This window comes from Herbaspirillum sp. ST 5-3, assembly GCF_004804275.1.
In the GTDB taxonomy this organism is placed as follows: domain Bacteria; phylum Pseudomonadota; class Gammaproteobacteria; order Burkholderiales; family Burkholderiaceae_D; genus Noviherbaspirillum.
This window is the reverse complement of record NZ_STGI01000013.1, coordinates 14,841-37,679: the sequence shown is the minus strand read 5'-3', so window position 1 is coordinate 37,679 and position 22,839 is coordinate 14,841. Positions and strand designations below refer to the sequence as shown.

General features: G+C 57.9%; 19 protein-coding genes and 1 tRNA gene. 17 read left to right on the top strand and 3 right to left on the bottom strand.

The window, feature by feature from the left end; genetic code table 11:
• The first annotated feature begins 105 nt into the window (after window positions 1–105).
• From E6W33_RS21145 to E6W33_RS21135, 3 genes are all read left to right on the top strand, one after another.
• Window positions 106–196 (top strand) — tRNA-Ser (locus E6W33_RS21145).
• Window positions 197–462: 266 nt separating this feature from the next.
• Window positions 463–3,030 carry an EAL domain-containing protein gene (locus tag E6W33_RS21140; RefSeq protein ID WP_136419319.1) on the top strand — a complete coding sequence of 856 codons (2,568 nt, stop codon included), beginning with the start codon at window positions 463–465 and terminating at the stop codon, window positions 3,028–3,030.
• 62 nt (window positions 3,031–3,092) lie between these two features.
• Entirely contained in the window at window positions 3,093–3,899 is an 807-nt protein-coding gene (locus E6W33_RS21135; protein WP_136419318.1) for a transporter substrate-binding domain-containing protein, read from the top strand.
• Between the two features lie 85 nt (window positions 3,900–3,984).
• Here E6W33_RS21135 and E6W33_RS21130 read toward each other — a convergent pair whose 3' ends face one another.
• Both E6W33_RS21130 and E6W33_RS21125 read right to left on the bottom strand, forming a co-directional pair.
• Window positions 3,985–4,479 carry a polyhydroxyalkanoate granule-associated phasin gene (locus E6W33_RS21130; RefSeq protein WP_136419317.1) on the bottom strand — a complete coding sequence of 165 codons (495 nt, stop codon included), beginning with the start codon at window positions 4,477–4,479 and terminating at the stop codon, window positions 3,985–3,987.
• A 293-nt stretch (window positions 4,480–4,772) separates the two neighbouring features.
• Window positions 4,773–5,894, bottom strand: coding sequence for an ABC transporter substrate-binding protein (locus E6W33_RS21125; protein WP_136419316.1), 1,122 nt, complete (start codon window positions 5,892–5,894; stop codon window positions 4,773–4,775).
• Window positions 5,895–6,068: 174 nt separating this feature from the next.
• Between E6W33_RS21125 and E6W33_RS21120 the strand changes: the two genes are divergently transcribed.
• The 10 genes from E6W33_RS21120 to E6W33_RS21075 all read left to right on the top strand — a co-directional run bounded on the left by E6W33_RS21120 (window position 6,069) and on the right by E6W33_RS21075 (window position 15,775).
• Window positions 6,069–7,301, top strand: a complete 1,233-nt coding sequence (locus tag E6W33_RS21120; protein ID WP_136419315.1) for a DUF445 family protein — start codon at window positions 6,069–6,071, stop codon at window positions 7,299–7,301.
• A 161-nt stretch (window positions 7,302–7,462) separates the two neighbouring features.
• Window positions 7,463–8,506, top strand: coding sequence for a phosphate ABC transporter substrate-binding protein PstS (gene pstS / locus E6W33_RS21115; protein ID WP_136419314.1), 1,044 nt, complete (start codon window positions 7,463–7,465; stop codon window positions 8,504–8,506).
• Between the two features lie 175 nt (window positions 8,507–8,681).
• Window positions 8,682–9,629: a phosphate ABC transporter permease subunit PstC gene (gene pstC, locus E6W33_RS21110; RefSeq protein ID WP_247869734.1), complete on the top strand. Its 948-nt coding sequence runs from the start codon at window positions 8,682–8,684 to the stop codon at window positions 9,627–9,629.
• A complete protein-coding gene (pstA, locus tag E6W33_RS21105) occupies window positions 9,626–10,471 on the top strand; it encodes a phosphate ABC transporter permease PstA (RefSeq protein ID WP_136419312.1) in 846 nt (281 codons plus the stop codon). Before pstC ends, pstA begins: the two co-directional genes overlap by 4 nt.
• A gap of 4 nt (window positions 10,472–10,475) precedes the next feature.
• On the top strand, window positions 10,476–11,258 hold the full coding sequence (gene pstB, locus E6W33_RS21100) for a phosphate ABC transporter ATP-binding protein PstB (protein ID WP_136419469.1): 783 nt from the start codon (window positions 10,476–10,478) through the stop codon (window positions 11,256–11,258).
• Between the two features lie 39 nt (window positions 11,259–11,297).
• A complete protein-coding gene (gene phoU / locus E6W33_RS21095) occupies window positions 11,298–12,005 on the top strand; it encodes a phosphate signaling complex protein PhoU (RefSeq protein WP_136419311.1) in 708 nt (235 codons plus the stop codon).
• Window positions 12,006–12,007: 2 nt separating this feature from the next.
• Window positions 12,008–12,697 carry a response regulator gene (locus E6W33_RS21090; protein ID WP_136419310.1) on the top strand — a complete coding sequence of 230 codons (690 nt, stop codon included), beginning with the start codon at window positions 12,008–12,010 and terminating at the stop codon, window positions 12,695–12,697.
• A 12-nt stretch (window positions 12,698–12,709) separates the two neighbouring features.
• Window positions 12,710–14,005: a phosphate regulon sensor histidine kinase PhoR gene (gene phoR, locus E6W33_RS21085; RefSeq protein WP_136419309.1), complete on the top strand. Its 1,296-nt coding sequence runs from the start codon at window positions 12,710–12,712 to the stop codon at window positions 14,003–14,005.
• Between the two features lie 129 nt (window positions 14,006–14,134).
• A complete protein-coding gene (locus tag E6W33_RS21080) occupies window positions 14,135–14,683 on the top strand; it encodes a hypothetical protein (protein ID WP_136419308.1) in 549 nt (182 codons plus the stop codon).
• Window positions 14,684–14,860: 177 nt separating this feature from the next.
• Window positions 14,861–15,775 carry a patatin-like phospholipase family protein gene (locus tag E6W33_RS21075; RefSeq protein WP_136419307.1) on the top strand — a complete coding sequence of 305 codons (915 nt, stop codon included), beginning with the start codon at window positions 14,861–14,863 and terminating at the stop codon, window positions 15,773–15,775.
• A gap of 27 nt (window positions 15,776–15,802) precedes the next feature.
• Here the strand turns inward: E6W33_RS21075 and E6W33_RS21070 are convergent, their stop codons facing one another.
• The gene (locus tag E6W33_RS21070) at window positions 15,803–16,351 is read right to left on the bottom strand and encodes a C40 family peptidase (RefSeq protein ID WP_136419306.1); all 549 of its coding nucleotides are present in this window, start codon (window positions 16,349–16,351) and stop codon (window positions 15,803–15,805) included.
• Window positions 16,352–16,461: 110 nt separating this feature from the next.
• On the opposite strand from E6W33_RS21070, the gene E6W33_RS21065 reads away from it, so the two are divergent.
• From E6W33_RS21065 to carB, 4 genes are all read left to right on the top strand, one after another.
• Entirely contained in the window at window positions 16,462–17,637 is a 1,176-nt protein-coding gene (locus tag E6W33_RS21065; RefSeq protein WP_136419305.1) for a response regulator, read from the top strand.
• Window positions 17,638–17,714: 77 nt separating this feature from the next.
• Window positions 17,715–18,122: a heme-binding protein gene (locus E6W33_RS21060; RefSeq protein WP_136419304.1), complete on the top strand. Its 408-nt coding sequence runs from the start codon at window positions 17,715–17,717 to the stop codon at window positions 18,120–18,122.
• A gap of 244 nt (window positions 18,123–18,366) precedes the next feature.
• Entirely contained in the window at window positions 18,367–19,521 is a 1,155-nt protein-coding gene (gene carA / locus E6W33_RS21055; RefSeq protein WP_136419303.1) for a glutamine-hydrolyzing carbamoyl-phosphate synthase small subunit, read from the top strand.
• Window positions 19,514–22,744 carry a carbamoyl-phosphate synthase large subunit gene (gene carB, locus E6W33_RS21050; protein ID WP_136419302.1) on the top strand — a complete coding sequence of 1,077 codons (3,231 nt, stop codon included), beginning with the start codon at window positions 19,514–19,516 and terminating at the stop codon, window positions 22,742–22,744. Before carA ends, carB begins: the two co-directional genes overlap by 8 nt.
• The last annotated feature ends 95 nt before the right edge of the window (window positions 22,745–22,839 follow it).

The window sequence follows — 22,839 nt, the reverse complement described above, 5'->3', positions numbered from 1 at the left end:
GCCTTTGCTTCGCGGAATGGCAACGATGACCTATTCCGTCTGCGAACAGAGTCTGCTATACTCACATGCTTTGCGGCGTTGACCCGCCGCAGAACGACCAAGAACGGAAAGGTGGCAGAGTGGTCGAATGCGCTGGACTCGAAATCCAGTGTACGGTTATACCGTACCGTCGGTTCGAATCCGACCCTTTCCGCCAGTAATTCTGGAATCTGAAGCCGCCTCGTGCGGCTTTATTTTTTTCTGTTGCACAGATCTCCCCCGGCAGCACTCCATAGGTAATTGGGGTGTCATTCTGCTAACTTTCTTCTAAAAATAATTTGTCTCCATGCATTCGTCGCCACAGTGGCGAAAGTGCTATCCTTTCCTAGCGGAAACGAAATCTACCGCTTCCACCTTTGGCTAGCGACAAAAACTCCGACGATGCCATCAAGCGATTTATTCTGACTAGTGGGTCGAAACGACATGAGAAAGTTGTTACACGAGTCGTTGCAAGCCAATCCACTCGGACGGAGGGTACTGACCGCGATCCTGCTGTGCAGTACATGCCTGGCTTTCGTTGCAACGGGCATGCAGTTGCTGCTGGATTTTCGACAGGGCGTTTCCGGCATTGAATTGCGCTTGAATGAAATCGAGCGGGCGTACATCGACAGCATCGGCGCAGCAATGTGGACGATGGATGAGACGCAGACACGCAAGCAGATGGAAGGCATTGCCAGGCTGCCGGATATCCTGGCGGTTGAACTGCGCGACCCCAACGGGAAATTTCTGATGCACGCAGGCCGCGCTGCGAGGAACACCCATCAGACAATCACGCGCAAGATACCCATCGCATTTTCCGACGCCAAGGATGGAACGGACAAGATTCCACTCGGTACGCTGGAAGTGATCGCCGGCCTGGACGGCATCTACAGCGATCTGCAGGACAAGGTCTTGCTCATTCTTGTCACGCAAAGCACCAAGACGGCCATCGTCGTCATCTTCACCTTGTTCATATTCCGGCGGCTGGTAAGTCGACATTTGTCGGCCATTGCCGCGTATGCGCGTCAGCTCGACCTGTCCAATCTCGGTGAGCCATTGAAGCTGCGGCGCAGGAAGCGGCAGTGCACCGACGAGTTCGATGTGGTAGTCGCCGCGTTCAATGACATGACCGGTTCGATCCGGCGCGATATCGATGAACTGGCGAGTTATCGCGAGGGGCTGGAAAAGCTGGTGGTACGCCGCACCGAGGAGCTGGCCCAGAAGGTCGCAGAGAAAGAAGAGGCAATCCAGCGCTTGAACGAGGAGATGGCGGAGCGTCAGCGCGCGGAGCAGGCCGCTCGTGAAAACGAGGAGCGCTATCGGCAAGTGGTCGACATGTCTCCCGATGCGATCATGATCGAGCGCGACGATAGAATCATTTTCGTCAATCAGGGAACGCTCGCCTTGCTTGGCGCGCCGAACGCGGAGCAGGTCAAGGCGATGCCCTTCCTGCAGCTGGTGCCGCTCGGGTGGCGCGAGCGCATGCAGGAGCAGATGCAGCTACTGATCGATCCCCACCACGAGCAGCGCTCGTTCGAGGGCAAGATGATGCGCTTCGACGGTACCGTGATCGACGTGGAGATCCGACGTGCAAGCTTTCAGTTTGGCGGTGCGCGCGCGATTCAAACCGTGATCCACGACATCACACATCATAAAAACTATGAAGAGGAGTTGCGCAGGCAGGCTTTGCACGACGCCCTCACGGGATTGCCGAACCGCTTGCTGCTGATGGACCGGCTGGAGCAGGCGATCGCGGCGGCGGAGCGCGACAAGCAAGCGATTTATGTGCTGTTCTTCGATCTGGACCGCTTCAAATATGTGAACGATACACTCGGGCATGATGCCGGCGACGTTCTGCTGAAGACCATCACCGCCCGCATGGCGGAGTGTGCGCGCAAGCGCGACACGCTGGCACGGCTGGGCGGCGACGAATTCGTGCTGATGCTCGAAGGCGTCGATGATCAGGCGGTGGCACCATTGGTGCGGCGGATCATGGACAAGGTTTGCGAGCCGGTATTGCTCGGCGATCAGGAGGTCGCGGTTACCTGCAGTGTCGGCATCAGCGTGTATCCGCAGGACGCGTCCGATCCCTTCGCACTGCTCAAGTATGCGGACACGGCGATGTACCACGCCAAGGAAAAAGGCCGCAATGAGGTTGCGCGCTACAGGGAAGAGATGCATAGCCGCGTCAACGAGCATCTGGTGATGGAGTCGCACCTGCGTCGCGCACTGGAGCGCAAGGAATTTCTCTTGCATTACCAGCCATTGCTGGACATTCGCAGCGGCCGCATCATCGGCGCTGAAGCGCTGGTGCGCTGGCAGCATCCGGAACTGGGATTGGTGCCACCGGCGCGCTTCATCCCGCTTGCAGAGGAAACCGGCCTGATCGTCGGCATCGGCGAATGGGTGATGCGCAGTGCGTGTCAGCAGGTCAAAGCCTGGCACAATGCGGGTTTTGACAATCTGCAGGTTTCGGTCAACCTGTCGGTTCAGCAGCTCGTTCGTCCGCAATTCGAAACCGAAGTCGCCATGGCGCTGGAGGACGTGGATCTTGCGCCGCAATATCTGGAACTCGAGATCACAGAGACGACATCGATGCGCAATCCCGAGAGGACAGTAGCATTGCTGCGCAGACTGAAAGCCATGGGAATCAGTATCGCGATCGACGACTTTGGCACCGGTTACTCAAACCTGTCTTACCTGAAGCGCTTTCCGGTGGACCGGCTCAAGCTCGACCGCTCCTTCGTCGCCGACATTACCAGCAATGCGGACGACTCTCACCTCGCAAGTGCCATCGTTGCGATGGCGCACAGCCTTGGGCTGAACATCGTGGCGGAAGGCGTGGAAGAGGCGGGCCAACTCACGCAATTGGCGGGATTCGGCTGCGACCAGATGCAGGGTTATTATTTCAGTCCGCCGGTTGAGCCGAACTGTTTCCTGCAGATGCTCCACGACCGCAAGAGGCTGGAGGTGGCGGGCCTTGAAATGATGGCGACTGCTTCGCAGACGTAGCTGCCCCGAGCCCGATAGTAGAATGGTTGCCGATAACTGGAATTTGGGAGGCGCAGAACAGCATGGACTATCGCGATTTTTCGTCCTGCCGACGACTTCTCTTCTCGGTAATGGCATGCATGCAAAGCCTGGTCGCTGTCGTCATGCTTGCTGCGGCTGTCGTGCCGGCTTCCGCGCAGACTCTCGACGATCTCACCTACATTACGGAAGATTACCCACCGTTCAATTTCGAACGCGACGGCAAGCGCCAAGGCATTGCAGTTGACGTGCTGGCTGAAATGCTCGCGCAGGCGGGAGCGAAGAAGACGCGTGCCGACATCAGGGTGTGGCCATGGGCGCGCGGCTATGAAACGGCGCTGAAGGAAAAAAACACAGTGCTGTTTTCAACCACGCGAACCGAGGCGCGCGAGAAACTGTTCAAGTGGGTCGGCCCTATCATGCCTTCGCGCATCGTGCTGGTTGCCAAGAAGAGGAAGGGCATCAGGATCTCCTCGATTGACGATCTGAAAGCCTCGAACTACCGGATCGGCGTGGTGCGGGAGGACATCGGTGAAAAGCTGCTCGACAAGCTGGGTGTGGCCAAGGACAAGACATACCAGGCCAATTCCGGCGTGAGCCTGGCCAAGATGCTGCAGGCGGATCGAATCGACATGTGGGCCTATGGCGACCAGGTCATTCTCTGGAATCTGAAGGAACTGGGTTACCCGACCAGCGATTATGAGGAGGTGTATACCCTCAACGAGTCGCTCCATTACTATTTTGCCCTCAACAAGGAGACGGACGACCGGCTGGTCGCCATGCTCCAGGCCGCGCTCGACCAGGTGAAGGCGAAAGGAAGGCTGAGCGCGATCGCTGCCAAGTATCGCTAGTTTTGGCGCTCGCTTTTCCATCGCGAGCGGCGGATCGCACGCCGTATCGCCAGCGCAATTCCAATCAAAATATTTTCGACGCCGTTCAGCTTCTCAGCAGGCGCTTGGCATTGCCCGTGGCCCGCGTATGGATTGGCTTGAGTCCATGATGGGCGAGGCGTGCCAGCGAGCTGGATAACTGTGACGCCAATGCGGCAGAACCGCCGAGCGTGCTGCCAAGCAGATCGGCCTGGCTTTTCGCTGACAGGATGGTGGCAGGGCTTGCGATGTAGGTCATGAAACCGCTCGCACCATTCAGGAGCTGCTTGAATGCCAGTGTACCGATTTGCGTATAGATGACGATCATCCGTGCCGCCATCGCCTGTGCCGATTCGGCAAGGGCTTCGACCTTCTCCTGTCCCATCAATGTGAATTCGCGCTGGTCTCGCTCATTGGGAATGACGCCTGCCCTGGCAATGCGGCCGGTGCGATGATGAATGACTTGTGCCGAAGCTACCATCATCTCGCTGGTTTTCAGCGCGAGCTGGGTCCAGACAACAAACGGGTTGGCGGAGGTCCGGCGTGTTGTTCGTCGTTTCATGGGAAATCCTTGCGTTCTGAAGAAGAGGGGCGAATACGAATGGTGTCAACTGACAGGCGTGGAATGGCGAGTCGTCTCCCATTCCGGAGGCCGATTCATGGCCGGGTGCTGTGCTTGACTTCCATCGCTCGCCGAGCAGATTTGAGTCTTGGCGAGATGTTAAGTTCGCCGCAAATCATGTCTCGGTCGGTGAATCCCGAAAGGAAAACCCATGAAATTGTTTAGCCCGGCTGCGAGAATGTGCTTGTGCGCTGCCCGACAGCCGACGAATGAAGCGCGCTCGATGAACGCGTTCAGAATGCCAACCCGTTTCTGTTGAACAATGCAATGTCCAGATAATTCGACAGGCGATTGCCATTGTTCCTCACGACTGCGGAAAGGCCGCCCAGATCAATATCGCCCTTGCGTGCGACGAATTCCTGCAGCGCGTGCCGGTCGTTGCGCTTCGATTGCTGAATTGCCTTGATCAGTACTTTCGCAGCGGCGAAGCCTTCGAGCGTCATCGATGACACAGCTTCATCGCGGTATTTCTTCATCATCCGCATGTGCTCGACCTGAATCAGGGACGTGCCGGCACCCGGATTGGGCACAACCTGCGAGAACACCGTCCATTCCACCGCCGCGCTTCCCGCCAGTTCCCGCAGTGTATCGAGATTGATCAGGGACGTCCCGGCGACAAAGCTGCGCGCATCATGCGTGCGGTACTCCTTGAGAAACAGCGCCGTGCTGATCGTATCGGCGATAACGAGTATGAAACCCGGCTTCGAGGCGGCGAGCTGCGCGACTTCCTGCGTCATTGGCTCGCCGTGTGCCCCGATATGTGCCACGCCGCCCAGCTTCATGCGGCGCTCCGCGATCTCGGCGTGCAGACTGCGATAGGCCTCGTGATTCACTGCAGTATCCTGATACACGATACCGACATTGCTGATCCCCAGCTTGCTGAAGTGCGAAAAAATATGTCGGATCTCCTGCTGATAACCGGGACGCCAGAACAGGATGCGGGGGGTGTCTGCAAAGTCGGCTGTCGTCAGGGGCGCATACAGCACCAGCCCGCTGCGCTTGAAGGCGGGAAGCTCCAGCACTGCACGTGTTGTCGCATCTCCCACGCCCCCGAGCAGGTAATCGGCTTGATCGCGTTCGATCAGATCCGCTACAGCGGTGGCGGACAGGCCGGCTTGTCCGCCGTCGTCGCGAACGATGTACTGAATTCGCTTGCCATTGATTCCGCCGCTCGAGTTCACCATGTCAAAACAGGTTTTTATGCCGGCGACATAATCGCGTCCGATACTGGCATTGGGGCCTGACAGGTCGATGGCCTGACCGATGACGATGGTGTTGTGTTCAGCGATTGCGATCGAGGACAGCAGGTACAGCAAGATAGCGCCGAGGAGGCGTGAAAGGCGTAAAGTTGGCATGCGCATAGGTTGACAAAACAGGAACAGGGTTGAGGCGCAGCAATATTGCCTTTTGAATATGACGGCAAGATGAAATTGCAACGCTGCCACAAATGCCTGTTGTCATACGTGAACTAATTTCAGTGCACTATGCTCTGAATTGGATATCAGATCTTCAACGGAAACAGCCAATCAATGCACGAAAAAGAGCAGGCTGCTCAACTAAAGAAAACCCGTGGATTGGCCACCGGCTTGCTCGTGGCGATGGCGGGTCTGTTTGTCGTTGCCAGGTTGTTGCAACCCAGATACCCATACCTTTCGTTAGTTTCCGCTTTTGCCGAGGCCGCCATGGTCGGCGGCCTGGCGGACTGGTTCGCCGTCACGGCACTGTTCCGCTCGCCGCTCGGCCTGCCCATTCCGCATACCGCAATTATTCCTCGCAACAAGGATCGCATTGGCGACAGCCTGTCCGATTTTCTTGAACACAATTTCATCACACAGGAAATCATCCGCGAAGAATTGCGCAGGATTGACTTCGCGGGCGCTGCCGCCTCCTGGCTGGCACAACCGGAAAACAGCCGTGCCGTTTCGCGCCAGATCGCCCGCGGCATTCCCTCGCTGCTGAAGGTGATCGAAGATGACGATGTGCGCCAGTTCATGCAGAACCGCCTCAGCGCCGCACTGGAAAACACCAAATTCGCGCCGGTGGTCGCCGAAGTATTGTCCGTATTGGTCGCGGGTCAGCATCATCAGGTCGTGTTTGACCGATTGATCGGCATGGCCGCGCGCGCACTTGAACAGAACAAGGATTACATCCGCTGGAAAATTCACGAAAACAGTCCACGCTGGCTGCCCAAGGTGATCGACGACAAGTTTTATCACCGCCTGATCGAGGCGCTGCAAAGCACGCTGGATGAAATGCGCGACGAGGACAGCGAGTGGCGCCTGCGCTTTCAGCGGCTGACCGATGAGTTCATCGAACAGTTGCGAACCTCGCCGGAATATGAGGCGAAGCTGGATGCAATGCTGAGCGAAGTGCTCGGACATCCTCTCGTGCGCAATTACATAGTCGAGGTGTGGCATGACATCAAGTCGCGTGTCGAGGCCGATATCGCGTCACCCGACTCGCAACTGATTGCCAAGCTCGACCGCGGATTTCATGCATTCGGGAATGAACTCCTGCTCGATGCCAAAGTACAGAAGAAGCTGAATCAGTGGATCCGGATCTTCGCAACGGAAACAATCGTCGGTCGCCGTGAAATGATCGCCGATCTCGTGGCGCGTGTGATCAGGAAATGGGACGCCGACACCATGTCACGCAAGCTCGAGCTGCATGTCGGCAAAGACCTCCAATACATCCGTATCAACGGTACGCTGGTCGGTGGCTTGGTCGGCTTGATACTTCACGCGATTTCCCTTGTACTTTAGCCAAGTCATCGCCTAGACTATTTCCATTATGTCAATAATATGACATGAATTTCGAGCATCGCGGCATTTATGACATGCTGTTCGCCATGTGTCATAAAGCCGTCATATTTCGGAGATAAAGTTCGCGACGTCTTCCTTTGACAACAATTCATGGAGCAGATATGCGACTGAACAAATTCTTCACATCGGCAGCTGCGGCTGCCGGTCTGGCAATCTCGTTTTCTACCGCCATTGCTGCCGATATCACTGGCGCCGGCGCCACGTTTCCATATCCCATCTACGCAAAATGGGCGGAGGAATACAAGAAGGTCAGCGGCAATGGTCTGAACTACCAGTCCATCGGTTCGGGCGGCGGCATCAAGCAAATCAAGGCCAAGACTGTTGATTTCGGCGCTTCCGACATGCCGCTCAAGGCGGAAGAACTGCAAACCGAAGGTCTGATGCAATTCCCGGCGATCATGGGCGGCGTGGTGCCGGTCGTGAATCTCGAAGGAGTCGCTCCTGGCCAGCTGAAACTGACCGGCCAGGTACTGGCTGACATCTATCTGGGCAAGATCACCAAATGGAATGCCCCGGAAATTGCCTCGCTCAACGCAGGCGTGAAGTTGCCGGCACAGGACATCACCGTGGTGCACCGCGCCGACGGTTCCGGCACCTCCTTCCTGTTCACCGACTACCTGTCCAAAGCCAACCCCGACTTCAAGGCGAAGGTAGGCTCAAGCACCGCGGTCAAGTGGCCGGTGGGCGTGGGCGGCAAGGGCAATGAAGGCGTCGCCGCCAACGTGCAGCGCATCAAGAATTCGATCGGCTATGTTGAGTATGCATACGCAAAAAAGAACAAGATGGGCTACACGCAATTGAAGAATCATGATGGCCAGTTCGTTCAGCCGGACGATGACACGTTCAAGGCCGCTGCCGCCAATGCCGATTGGGTCAAGACGCCTGGTTTTGCCGTGATCCTGACCGACCAGCCTGGCAAGAGCAGCTGGCCGATCACCGGGGCATCCTTCATCCTGATGCACAAGGCCCAGACCGATGCGGCCAAGGGCAAGGAAGTGCTGAAGTTTTTTGACTGGGCCTACAAGAATGGTGGTTCGATGGCGGCCGATCTCGACTACGTGGCAATGCCCGCTGCAGTCGTCAAGCTGGTCGAGGACGCATGGAAAGCCCAGTTGAAGGACGGCTCCGGCAAGGCTGTCTGGTAAGCATCGACATCTATCGCGCATCCGCGTGCGATTACCATCCCAGGATGGCAAGCGCACGCGGATGCAAATGCCCGAAAGGGCGTCCGAGTATATGCACGCACATTTTTCATCGATAGCAACGCCCGGCGCAAAACCCGACAGGAAGAGCGGCGAACACGAGGCCGCTGCCAAAGCCATGGTATCGACCATGCGCAGGCAGCGGCTTCAGGACTTCTTGTTCCATAAAATGACGCTGCTGTTTGCAGTGAGCGTCTTGCTGGTGCTGGTCGGGATCATCATCTCCTTGATGATCGGTGCCTGGCCGGCATTCAAGGAGTTCGGCCCGGGCTTCATCACGAAGGTCGAATGGGATCCGGTCAATGACCAGTACGGTGCGCTGATCGCCATTGTTGGCACGCTTGCGACATCTCTGGTCGCGCTGTTGATTGCTTTTCCCATCAGTTTCGGCATCGCCCTGTTTCTCACTGAAATCTGCCCGTCGTCATTGCGGCGTCCTCTGGGAACAGCAGTGGAATTGCTCGCCGGCGTGCCCAGCATTATTTACGGCATGTGGGGCTTGTTCGTTTTCGCGCCTTTGTTCGGCGACTACGTGCAGCCGGCGCTGAACAACACGCTCGGCCAGTTGCCGGTCATCGGCCAATTGTTCAAAGGACCGATGATGGGTATCGGCATACTCACCGCCGGCCTGATCCTGGCGGTGATGATCATTCCGTTCATCGCTTCCGTGATGCGCGACGTATTCGAAGTCGTGCCCGCCGTTCTCAAGGAATCGGCCTACGGCCTCGGCTGCACCAAGTGGGAAGTCGTGCGCAAGATCGTGCTGCCCTACACCAGGAACGGCGTGGTCGGCGGCGTGATGCTCGGCCTCGGCCGCGCGTTGGGCGAAACGATGGCTGTGACCTTCGTGATCGGTAATGCGAACGCGCTGTCCTGGTCGCTGTTCGCGCCGGGCAACAGCATCGCCTCGACACTCGCCAATGAATTTGCCGAAGCCGAATCGAAGCTGCATGTCTCGTCCTTGTTCGCACTCGGCCTGATCCTGTTTGTCATTACCTTCATCGTCTTGTCCGCAGCGAAATTGATGCTGATGGGCATGTCCCGCAAAGAGGGAACCAAGTCATGAATCCTGTTTACCGCAGGCGCCTGTGGGCGCACCGCATCGGCATCGCGCTCTCCGTGGCGGCCATGGCGGTCGGCCTGTTCTTCCTGATGTGGATCCTCGTGACGCTGCTGCTCAAGGGCTTCGATGCGCTGAGCATCGGCATGCTCACCGAGACGACCCCGGCGCCGGGCGGCGAGGGAGGCGGACTGATGAATGCCATCGTTGGCAGCCTGCTGATGGTTGGTGCGGCGACTGCTGTCAGCACGCCAATCGGCATCCTGGCCGGCATCTATCTCGCGGAATACGGTGAGGAAAGCTGGCTGGCGCAAGTCACGCGCTTCGTCACCGACATCATGCTGTCGGCACCGTCGATCGTGATCGGTCTGTTCGTGTATGCGATCTACGTCGCGAACGTAAAGCATTTCTCGGGCTGGGCGGGCACGTTCGCGATTTCGCTGATTGCGATCCCGGTCATCGTTCGCACCACCGACAACATGCTCAAGCTGGTGCCGAGCAGTTTGCGAGAAGCGGCATTTTCGCTCGGAGCGCCGCGCTGGAAAGTGGCGATGATGGTTCGCCTGCGCGCGGTCAAGGCCGGCGTGGTGACCGGCGTCCTGCTCGCGGTCGCGCGCATCTCGGGCGAAACGGCGCCGCTGCTGTTCACCGCACTGAACAATCAGTTCTACAGTGCCAACATGAACGCGCCCATGGCCAACCTGCCTGTCGTGATCTACCAGTTCGCGATGAGCCCTTACGACAACTGGCGCGCCCTTGCATGGGGCGGCGCATTATTGATTACCTTCAGCGTGCTGGGCTTGAATATCCTGTCGCGCACCTTGTTCAGCCAGAAAGTACCGAAGTGACATGATGATGACTCCAACCCTGACGGCGGCCGAAAACATCACCCTTGAAATCTCCAACCTGAATTTTTTCTATGGTGGTTTCCAGGGACTGAAGAACATCAACATGCACATCTACGACCGGAAAGTCACGGCCTTCATCGGACCGTCCGGTTGCGGCAAATCGACGCTGCTGCGGACGTTCAATCGCATGTTCGACCTGTATCCGGGACAGCGCGCGGAAGGCAAGATCATGTACGACGGTCGCAACATCCTCGACACGGAACAAGATGTCAACATGCTGCGCGCCAAGATCGGCATGGTATTCCAGAAGCCGACTCCGTTTCCCATGTCCGTCTATGAAAATATCGCCTTCGGTGTGCGTCTTTACGAGAACCTCTCCAAGGGCGAGATGGATGAGCGCGTCGAAGCAGCGCTGCGCAAGGCGGCCATTTGGGAAGAGGTGAAGGACAAGCTGAACAAGAGCGGTCTCAGCCTCTCCGGCGGCCAGCAGCAGCGCCTCTGCATTGCCCGCGGAATCGCCGTCAAGCCCGACGTGCTTTTGCTGGACGAGCCGACATCGGCGCTCGATCCGATTTCGACGGTCAAGATCGAAGAGCTGATCCATGAACTGAAGAACGACTACACGATCGCCATCGTCACGCACAACATGCAGCAAGCGGCGCGTTGTTCCGACTATACCGCGTATATGTATCTGGGCGAGCTGGTGGAATTCGGCGAGACCGATCAGGTTTTCATGAACCCGGCGAAGAAGGCGACGCAGGATTACATCACGGGCCGCTTCGGCTGACCCGTAGCAAACGAATATCGAATCATTAAGGAGAACCTGATGCCAGGTGACCATTCTTCAAAACAGTACGACCAGGACCTCGAAGCGATCCGGTCGAAAGTGCTGCTCATGGGCGGACTGGTGGAAAACCAGTTCAGCGATGCCATCGCCAGCTTCCGAACAGGCAATCTTGAGCAGGCGGAGCAGGTGATCAAGGCCGACGAAAACGTCAACCGGCTCGAAGTCACGCTGGACGACACCTGCAGTCACCTGATCGTCAAGCGCCAGCCGGCAGCAAACGATCTGCGTACCGTCATGGCCACGCTCAAGGTGATTACCGATCTGGAACGCATCGGCGACGAGGCGACCAAGATCGCGCGCAGCGCGAAGAACCTGCATGAGCGAGGCACGGTGGGCGTGCTCAATCATTACGAAGCAATTCGCGTGATGGCGCTCAACACGGCGGATCTGCTGCATGGCGCACTCGATACCTTCGCCCGTCTGGATGACAAGCAGGCGGCCCGCATCATCGGACAGGATCAGGCGATCGATCATGAATTCCGTTCCATCATTCGCACCATGATCACCTTCATGATGGAAGACCCGCGCACGATCTCGGCGGCGCTCGATACCTTGTGGGTGGCCAAGGCCATCGAACGGATCGGCGACCACGCGAAAAACATCGCGGAATATGTGGTATACGTGGTCGAAGGCAAGGACATTCGACATACCGATTTCGCACACGTCAAGAAGGACGACTCTATCTGAACATGGCCGTCGATAAAACCACAATACTGATTGTCGAGGACGAACCAGCCATCATTGAGCTGGTGACGTTTACGCTCAGAGAGGCCGGCTGGAACACGTTCGCGGCGCACACCGCAGCGGAAGCCTGGGAGTTCATGCAGCGCCGCACGCCGCATCTGGTGCTGCTCGACTGGATGCTGCCGGACCAGAGCGGATTGAGATTGTTGTCGCGCATTCGCGCCGACCGCCAGCAGCAACAACTGCCGGTGATCATGCTCACCGCGAAGAGCATGGAAGAGGACAAGATCGCGGGTCTGGACCAGGGCGCGGACGATTACATTACGAAACCGTTCTCGCCGCGCGAGCTGACTTCGCGCATCAAGGCGCTGTTACGGCGCAAGAGTCCGGAGCATGCGCAGAGCCTGATGACGGCCGGCGCGGTCACCCTTGATCCGGTCAGTTGCACTGTTCAGCTGCATGGGGAAAGGATCGATATCGGACATGCCGAGTTCAAGCTGTTGAAATTTTTCCTCGCGCATCCGGACCGTGTGTTTTCGCGCAGCCAGCTTCTGGACAAGGTATGGGGCGATCACGTGGTGATCGAAGAACGCACGGTCGACGTGCATGTGCTGCGGCTGCGCAAGGCGCTCAAGGATGCGGAATCGCTCATCAAGACAGTGCGTAGTGTAGGCTATATGCTGTCCGAAAAATAAACACGCCTTTTCATGAATCGACGCCTGGTATTCTGGATCCCGGTGGCCTTGCGCCTGTTGCTCCTTTTGGTCGGTGCCGGAATTGTCTGGTATTTCTTTGGCCCGATCGTCGCGCTTGCGGCAATCGTGGGCGCGATGCTGGTCATGCTGGCCACGCAATTGCATTACCTCTTCCAGCTCTCGGACTGGCTGGATAATCCGAGCAGTGCCAAGCTGCCGGATGGCTGGGGCGCCTGGACCGATATCTTTTCACGCTTGTACAAGCTGCGTCGCGACGACGAGAAAAACCAGGCGGAATTGACGGAGTGGCTGGCCCGCTTCCGGCAGGCGATGAGCCTGTTGCCCGACGGTGTCGCGATCATGGACGACGTCTTGTTTCTGGAATGGTGCAATCCCGCGGCGGAAAGGCATCTCGGACTTGATCTGGAACGCGACAAGGGGATGCGCGTGACCAACCTGGTACGCACACCGGCCTTCATCGACTATATCGTTCTCGGGCGTTACGAGCAGCCGCTGACCCTGAGCCTGCGCGAGCGCAAGCTGATCGTGCAGATCATTCCCTTCGAAAGCCGGCGCCAAATCCTCGTCACGCATGATGCAACCGAGGCGGAACGGGTCGAAATGATGCGCCGTGACTTCATCGCCAATGCGTCGCATGAGTTGCGCACGCCGCTCACCGTCATCAACGGTTTTCTGGAGATCGCATTCAATCAGCCGAATCTCGAGCTTCAGACTCGCATGTCGCATTTGAAGCTGATGATCGAACAGGGACAGCGCATGCAGAATCTCGTCGAGGACATGCTGACCCTGACCCGGCTTGAATCAGTCGAGTATCCATTGCGCCCCGAGCGCGTCGATATCCGGACCTTGATGGAACAGATTCAGCGCGAAGCGATGGCGCTGTCCGCCGGCAGGCATCACGTCTCGCTGGAAGTCGATGGCCCGGACATCAAGGGCAGCACCGACGAGTTGCGCAGTGCGTTCGGCAATCTCGCATCCAATGCAGTGCGCTACACCCCTGAGCAGGGCAGCATCGCGCTCGCGTGGCGAATGAAAGAAGATGGGCCGGAGTTCGTGGTGAAGGACACCGGTATCGGCATCCGTCCCGAGCACATTTCGCGGCTGACCGAACGCTTTTATCGCGTTGACAAGAGCCGGTCGCGCGAAACCCAGGGCACCGGGCTCGGCCTGGCCATCGTCAAACATGTGCTGCTGCGCCACGATGCCACCCTGTCGATTGATTCCGAGCCGGACAAAGGGAGCACTTTCACCGTGAAATTTCCGAGCAAGTCGGTTTATGCCGAATGACCTGGCAGAACGGATTTCTTGGGATAAACTAGGGGTATGGTAATTCGCTTTCGGGCCTGACCGCCTCAACGTTTCTCCGCCATGACCCAAAATTCTGCAGTGTCTTGCAGTACTGTCCTGAGAAGTCTCATGGCCAGTATTGTATTTGCCGCGTTTGTGGCTGGCTGTTCAAGCCTGCTTCCCACCGCAAAACAGGAAACGCAGATACCGTGGCGAACTTACGCCGATGCCCAGGCAGCATTCGACAAGATTATTCCCGGCAAGACCAGTGTAGCCGAGCTCAAGATGCTCGCGATTGATCCGGATCTGACGCCGAATGTTGCTTACCTCAGCCACACCGATCTGCTCCGGCGATTGTTTCCGCTTTTTTCCTACGACCTCAGTGCGCTCGAGCCGGGATTGCGGGAATGTGTTTCGGTGAAGGACAACTGCTTCGCCTATGAAGTTGACCAAGTTTCTCTGGACCGGAAGCGTTACGGGAACTTCTGGCTCGATTTCTTCAATTTCAAGCGTCAGATAGATATATCCGGCTGGCGGTTCAATGCGGTGTTTGTCATCAAGGGCGATACCGTGGTGTACAAGCTTTGGAACGGTAAGCCAAGCGTCCATCAGCGGGAAGAAGAAAGAAGCCCATTGGGTCCGTTCCAAGGCTTCGGACCGACCTTGTTGACGCGCTGACCTTTCATGCGAACTCGCCAGCCTTTCGCCACTTTATCCTCCGCACCCGGGATGCACCGCGAAAACATCCGTTAAAATGCGATGTCTTCAGGCAATGCCGGTTTTTGTGGCGGGCTTTGTCCGTCATCTCCATCGCTCAATGTTTTCTCACGCGCCGCCGCGCGCCCACGCTTATCCATGAAACGTTCATCCCTGGCTGTCCTTTTTTCCACTTTGTTGTTGTTTGTCGGCTGCTCGACCGTGACTCCTCCTCCGGCTTCTCAGCCGGTAGAGCAAGCAGCCAGTCAGCCCAAAGCCGCTCGGCAGGTCAAGATCGGGCTCGCGCTTGGTGGTGGAGCGGCGCGCGGATTTGCGCACATCGGGGTGATCAAGGCACTGGAAGCGCAAGGGATCGTGCCGGACTTGGTGGTGGGCACCAGTGCCGGAAGCCTGGTCGGCGCCTTGTATGCCGCCGGTAACAACGGCTTCGCGCTGCATAAGCTGGCATTGGAGATGGATGAGGCAACCATCTCGGACTGGTCGGTTCCGTTTTTCAGCAAAGCGACCGGCGTACTCAAGGGCGAGGCCCTCCAAAACTATGTCAACCGCACGGTGAACAACGTTCCGCTCGAAAAGCTCAAAATCCCGTTCGGCGCCGTCGCTACCGATTTGCATAACGGCCAACCGATCCTGTTCCAGCGCGGCAATACCGGCCTGGCTGTTCGTGCATCGTCCGCAGTTCCAAGCGTATTCCAGCCGGTGAAGATCGGTGAGCACTCGTATGTTGACGGCGGACTCGTCTCCCCGGTTCCGGTACGGTTTGCGCGCGAAATGGGCGCGGACTTCGTCATTGCGGTGAATATTTCATCCCAGCCGGATGCGCAACCTTCGTCCAGTAACCTCGACGTGTTATTGCAAACCTTCGCGATCATGGGACAAAGCATCAATCATTACGAGTTGAAGGATGCCGACATTGTGATTCAGCCCCGGCTGGGTACGATGAAGGGAAGTGATTTTCCGGCTAGAAACACCGCGATTCTGGCGGGCGAGCAGGCAACAGCCGCATTGCTGCCGGAAATAAAGCGCCGCCTGAATGCAAAACGCGAACAATAGACCGGATACGCTATCCGTTCCGGAGGTCTATTCCGGCTCGTTGATGCGGCGCGCGCCGTTGAAGCGTTTTTTCCAGTAGCTCAGGTCCATGCTTTCAATGCGGACTTCGCCGCCGGGCGAGGGCGAGTGGATGAACTTGTTGTTGCCGAGGTAAATCCCGACGTGTGAAAAAGCGTGCCGCAGGGTGTTGTAGAAGACGAGATCGCCGGGTTGCAGATTCTGCGTGTCGACTTTCTCGCCGACCCGGCTCATTTCTTCGGAAGTGCGCGGCAAGTCGGTTCCCCATACGTCCTTGAACAGATAACGCACCAGACCGCTGCAATCCAGGCCGCTTTCCGGTGCGGTGCCGCCATACTTGTAGCGGATGCCGATCAATCCCATCGCGCGGACCACGAGTTCCGATGCGTTCGCCTTGGCACGCGAGGTGAACTCCTGCAATCTGGTCAATGTTGTTGTCTGCTCTGTCGCTGGGTTCTGATCATCCGCATACGCTAATCCGGCCAGGCACAAGCTGATCCCCAGCGCGCAAATGCGCACTCGGATGTGGGATCGCTGCCCTGACAGAAAAGTTGCCATTCGGATAAGTTGCGTGGTAAAGACACGGACAATGTAAGGGAAATGGGTGGTGCTGTCAAAATCCATGATGCAGGGTTATGCTTGCAGGAAAGCATACTTAACTGTCTCGCATGACCACACAAACCTCGATTGAACTGCCTGCCAAGCCGCGCGTCCTGATCGCTGACGATTCGCGCATCGTGCGCGCAACGCTGATCAAGCATATCGAAGGCATGTTCGATTTTCGCGAGGCGCTCGACGGCGAAGAGGCATGGGAAACCTTGCTGCTGGATCCGAGCATACGCGTGGTCATCACCGACCTGACGATGCCGAAGCTGGATGGCTACGGGTTGTTGCACCGCATCCGCAGCTCCCGCATCAGCCGTATACGCGACATCCCGGTCGTGGTCGTATCCGGCAGCGACGAGCACGAAGAGCGTGACCGCGCCAAAGCCGCAGGTGCCACCGATTTGATTACCAAGGGAATCGGCACCGCGCAGCTCCTGTCCCGGCTCGATATTTTGTCCAAGCTGGTGACAACGCAACATGAGTTCGAGCGCAGCCTCGAAGCGCTGGTCGAGAACGCAGAAGACATTTCTCCGGAAAGTCTGCCGTCTGCCGACGTCGCGCGCGCCGGCGTCGAAACGCTGCTGGCGAACTCTGTCAAATCCAGGAAAAACTTTGTCGTCCTCCATGTCTGCATCGGTTTGAAGCATATCGGCGTGGACGATGTCGCGGCTGCACCGCCACAAAACGTGGTGAGGGCGATCGGTGATCTGCTGCGCCGGACGGTGCGGCAAAGCGACCATGTTGCGCGGAGCGGCGAAGCAGAATTCATTCTTGCGACGGGCAGCATCAATTTCGATTCCGCCCGCTGTTTTGCGCAACGTATATGCCGGGCAATTGCCGGCGCACAATTGGTCAAAAGTGACCGAATGGCATTTATCGCAAGTTGCGGCCTCGCGTCACTCAGCGATGATTGCCCGGAGCCCGCCACCGTCAGCTTGCAGGCAATTCAAGGGCTGGCACGTCGGCGCGCGATGTTCGGCCTGACCCGTGCGATTACAGGCATCGTGGGCAAGGAAGAGGAAATGGCGTTTTTGCGCGGCGACATTCCCGTGTCGGACGCGCGCGAGGGCGCCGTGGACCCGCTTGGTGCGAGTGAAAAATCCGGCAGCCCCGATCTGGCAACCCTGTTGCAATGGATCAAGGAGGGGCGGCAAGATGAGGTGTTGCCACATATCGGCAAGCTGTCGGCCGAACTGCAACCTTTGGTTGATCTGCTCTTGAAGCAAAACAAGCGTTGATGCGCCTACGTACTTATGCGGACGGCGCGCGTGGTGCTGCGGACGTACAATCTCTGGATATCCACCATGGAGGCACAATGCAATCCAAACAAGTCCTCACGCTCGACGACGTCAAGAAGATCGCCGCAGCCGCCGAAACCGAAGCAAACGCAAACAACTGGGCAGTCACGATTTCGATCGTGGATGATGGAGGCCATCTGCTCTGGCTGCAACGCCTGGACGGCGCTGCGCCGCTTTCCTCGCACATCGCGCCCGCCAAGGCCAGGACCGCAGCCTTGGGGCGCCGGGAAACCAAGGTGTACGAAGACATGATCAACAACGGCCGCGTGTCGTTCGTCACGGTGCCGGCCGTCGAAGGCATGCTGGAAGGCGGCGTTCCGATCATGGCGAACGGTCAATGCATCGGCGCTGTGGGGGTTTCGGGCGTCAAATCCTCTGAAGACGTGCAAATTGCCAAGACGGGCATCGCGGCGCTGGCGCTCTGACAAAACGCCGCGGCGGCATGATTTCGAGACTTCTGCGCCGGGCGCTGACTGCCTTACCGCAAACTTACAAGTTTGCAGGATAGGGTGTTCTCGGCTATAATTTCGGGGTTTAACTAATTCAGTCCGCCGTAGCGCATACCCCTTCCATCTCGTCCCAAAAAGACCCTCGACACCCAGCGCAAGCCGTTCGGTTGGCGGTCGTTCTGGCGCGGCGCAGCGGCGGTAACAATCTCAGGAGTTACCCTTGCTGCCATTTTTTTCTGGCCAATCAGTTCCGGCCATCCTAGCGCTTGCAGACGGGTCGATTTTCCAGGGTTTTTCAATTGGTGCTTCCGGTCATACGATCGGTGAAGTCGTGTTCAACACGGCCATTACAGGCTACCAGGAAATCCTGACCGACCCCAGTTACAGCCGCCAAATTGTCACCCTGACCTATCCGCATATCGGCAACGTCGGCGTGAATGAAGAAGACGTCGAGGCGAGCAAAATCCATGCTGCCGGCCTGATCATCAAGGATCTGCCGCTGCTGGCATCGAACTTCCGCTCGAAGCAAACCCTGTCCGACTATCTGAAGGCGGAAAATGTGGTCGGCATCGCCGGCATCGACACCCGCAAGCTCACGCGCATCTTGCGCGAGAAGGGCGCGCAAAACGGCGCGATCATGGCGGGCGAGGCGGCCAACGTCGAAGAGGCACTGGCGCTGGCAAAATCCTTCCCCGGCCTGGCCGGCATGGATCTGGCCAAGGTGGTTTCCACCGCCAAGTCCTACGTGTGGACGGAATCGGAATGGAAGCTCGGCGAAGGCTACGGCAAGCAGACCAAGCCGAAATTCCATGTCGTTGCCTATGACTATGGCGTCAAGTACAACATCCTGCGCATGCTGGCCGAGCGTGGTTGCAAGGTCACGGTGCTGCCCGCACAGGCGTCCGCCGCGGAAGCGCTCGCTCTGAACCCTGACGGCATCTTCCTGTCGAACGGACCCGGTGACCCGGAACCATGTGACTATGCAATCGCGGCAACCCGCGAACTGATCGAACGCGGCATCCCGACCTTCGGCATCTGCCTCGGTCACCAGATCATGGCGCTCGCATCCGGCGCAAAAACATTGAAGATGAAATTCGGCCATCATGGTGCAAACCATCCGGTGCAAGACCTCGACACCAAGCAGGTGATGATCACCTCGCAGAACCATGGTTTTGCCGTCGATGTGGATACATTGCCGTCCAACTGCCGCATCACCCATGTGTCGCTGTTCGACGGTTCGCTGCAAGGCTTCGCGCGCACCGACAAACCGGCGTTCTGCTTCCAGGGCCACCCGGAAGCATCGCCCGGCCCGCATGACATCGCCCCCCTGTTTGATCGCTTCGTGGCGATGATGGAGAAACACAAAAATGCCTAAGCGCACAGACATTAAAAGCATCCTGATTATTGGCGCCGGCCCGATCATCATCGGCCAGGCGTGCGAATTCGACTACTCCGGCGCGCAGGCCTGCAAGGCGCTGCGCGAGGAAGGCTATCGCGTCATCCTCGTCAACAGCAATCCGGCGACCATCATGACCGATCCGGAGATGGCCGACGTCACTTACATCGAACCGATCACCTGGCAAGTCGTCGAACGCATCATCGACAAGGAGCGTCCCGACGCGATCCTGCCGACCATGGGCGGCCAGACAGCACTCAACTGCGCGCTCGACCTGCACCGCAACGGGGTGCTGACCAAGTACGGCTGCGAACTCATCGGCGCGACGCCGGAAGCGATCGACAAGGCGGAGGACCGCCTGAAGTTCAAGGACGCGATGACCAAGATCGGCCTCGGCTCCGCGCGTTCCGGCATCGCCCATACCATGGATGAAGCATGGTCCGTGCAGCGCGACATCGGCTTCCCGGTCATCATCCGCCCGTCCTTCACCATGGGCGGCACCGGTGGCGGCATTGCCTACAACCCGGAAGAATTCGAAACCATCTGCAAGCGCGGCCTGGAAGCCTCGCCGACCTCCGAACTGCTGATCGAAGAATCGCTGATCGGCTGGAAAGAGTTTGAGATGGAAGTGGTGCGCGACAAGAAGGACAACTGCATCATCGTCTGCTCGATCGAAAACCTCGATCCGATGGGCGTGCACACCGGTGACTCGATCACGGTGGCGCCGGCGCAGACGCTGACCGACAAGGAATACCAGATCATGCGTAACGCCTCGCTCGCGGTGTTGCGCGAGATCGGCGTGGATACCGGCGGCTCCAACGTGCAGTTCTCGGTCAATCCGAAAGACGGCCGCATGATTGTCATCGAAATGAATCCGCGTGTATCGCGTTCATCCGCGCTGGCGTCCAAGGCAACCGGCTTCCCGATCGCCAAGGTCGCGGCCAAGCTGGCGGTCGGCTTTACGCTCGACGAATTGCGCAATGAGATCACCGGCGGTGCGACCCCGGCGTCCTTCGAGCCGACCATCGACTACGTAGTGACCAAGGTGCCGCGTTTCGCCTTCGAAAAATTCCCGGCTGCCGACAGCCACCTGACCACGCAGATGAAATCGGTGGGCGAGGTGATGGCCATCGGCCGCACCTTCCAGGAATCGTTCCAGAAAGCCTTGCGCGGCCTCGAGGTTGGCGTTGACGGCATGAACGAAAAGACCACCGACCGCGAGACAATTGAGGAAGAACTCGGCGAGCCAGGCCCGGAGCGCATCTGGTACGTCGGCGATGCTTTTGCCCAAGGATTCTCGCTGGAAGAAGTGCATCAGCTGACGCATATCGACCCGTGGTTCCTGGTGCAGATCAAGGAAATCGTCGACATCGAACTATGGCTGGAAACGCAGAAGCTCGGCGCACTCGACAAGGCTACGTTGTTCAAGCTCAAGCAAAAAGGCTTTGCCGACCGTCGACTCGCGAAGCTGTTGAAGACCACCGACAAGGCCGTGCGCGACAAGCGCCGGGAACTGGGCATTCGTCCTGTCTACAAGCGTGTCGATACCTGTGCCGCGGAATTCGCGACGAAGACCGCGTACATGTATTCGACCTATGAGGAAGAGTGCGAAGCGCAGCCGACGAACAAGAAGAAGATCATGGTGTTGGGCGGTGGTCCGAACCGCATCGGACAGGGCATTGAATTCGATTATTGCTGCGTGCATGCTGCATTGGCAATGCGTGAAGACGGCTACGAAACCATCATGGTCAACTGCAACCCGGAAACGGTTTCGACCGACTACGATACCTCCGACCGTCTGTACTTCGAGCCGCTGACGCTGGAAGACGTGCTGGAGATCGTCGACAAGGAAAAACCCTACGGCGTGATCGTGCAGTACGGTGGCCAGACGCCGCTCAAGCTGGCGCTCGACCTCGAAGCCAACGGCGTGCCGATCGTTGGCACTTCGCCGGACATGATCGATGCCGCCGAAGACCGTGAGCGTTTCCAGAAGCTGCTGCAGGATCTCGACCTGCGTCAACCGCCGAACCGCACTGCGCGCACCGAAGAAGATGCACTGCGTCTTGCGCAGGAAATCGGGTATCCGCTGGTGGTCCGTCCCTCCTACGTGCTGGGCGGCCGCGCGATGGAAATCGTGCATGAGCAGCGCGATCTCGAACGCTATATGCGCGAAGCGGTCAAGGTATCCAACGATTCGCCGGTATTGCTGGATCGCTTCCTGAACGATGCGATCGAAGTCGACGTCGACTGTCTGTCGGATGGTCAGCGCACCTTCATCGGCGGCGTGATGGAGCATATCGAACAGGCAGGCGTTCACTCCGGCGACTCGGCATGCTCGCTGCCGCCGTATTCGTTGTCGAAGGACACCATCGAAGAACTCAAGCGCCAGACTGCATTGATGGCCAAGGGTTTGAACGTGGTTGGCCTGATGAACGTGCAGTTCGCCATCCAGCAAAAGGAAGTCGATGGCAAGCTGCAGGACATCGTCTTCGTGCTGGAAGTCAATCCGCGCGCTTCGCGCACCGTACCGTTTGTTTCGAAGGCGACCGGCCTGCAACTGGCGAAGATCGCCGCACGCTGCATGGTTGGCCAGTCGCTTGAGAGCCAAGGGATCAGGAATGAGGTGGTGCCGAAGTATTTCAGCGTCAAGGAAGCGGTATTCCCGTTCAACAAGTTCCCGGGCGTCGATACGATTCTCGGACCGGAAATGAAGTCGACCGGCGAGGTGATGGGCGTAGGCAAGACCTTCGGTGAAGCCTTCGTGAAGTCGCAGTTGGGCGCCGGCGTGAAATTGCCGAAGTCCGGCAAGGTGTTCCTCAGCGTGAAGAACAGCGACAAGCCGCGTGCAGTGCAAGTCGCGAAGGATCTGGCCGAACTCGGATTTACGCTGGTGGCAACCAAGGGCACGGCAGCGGCAATCAGCGCGGCCGGCATCCCCGTGACGGCCGTCAACAAAGTCGTGGAAGGTCGCCCGCACGTTGTCGATATGATCAAGAACAACGAGATCGTCATGGTGATCAACACGGTCGAGGAAAAACGGACTGCCATTACCGATTCGCGCACCATCCGGACGTCGGCACTGCAGGCCCGGGCGACGACCTATACCACCATTGCCGGTGCGGAAGCTGCGGTCGAAGGCATGCGTCATCTTGACGTGCTGCATGTCTACGATTTACAAGGCTTGCATAAAACCTTACACTAAGCTTTTACAGATAAGACTTAGCCACAGAGGTCACAGACGATTCCGGGTTTCCCGGAGTTATTTGTGACCTCTGTGGTTTTCATTTCGCCTCAAAA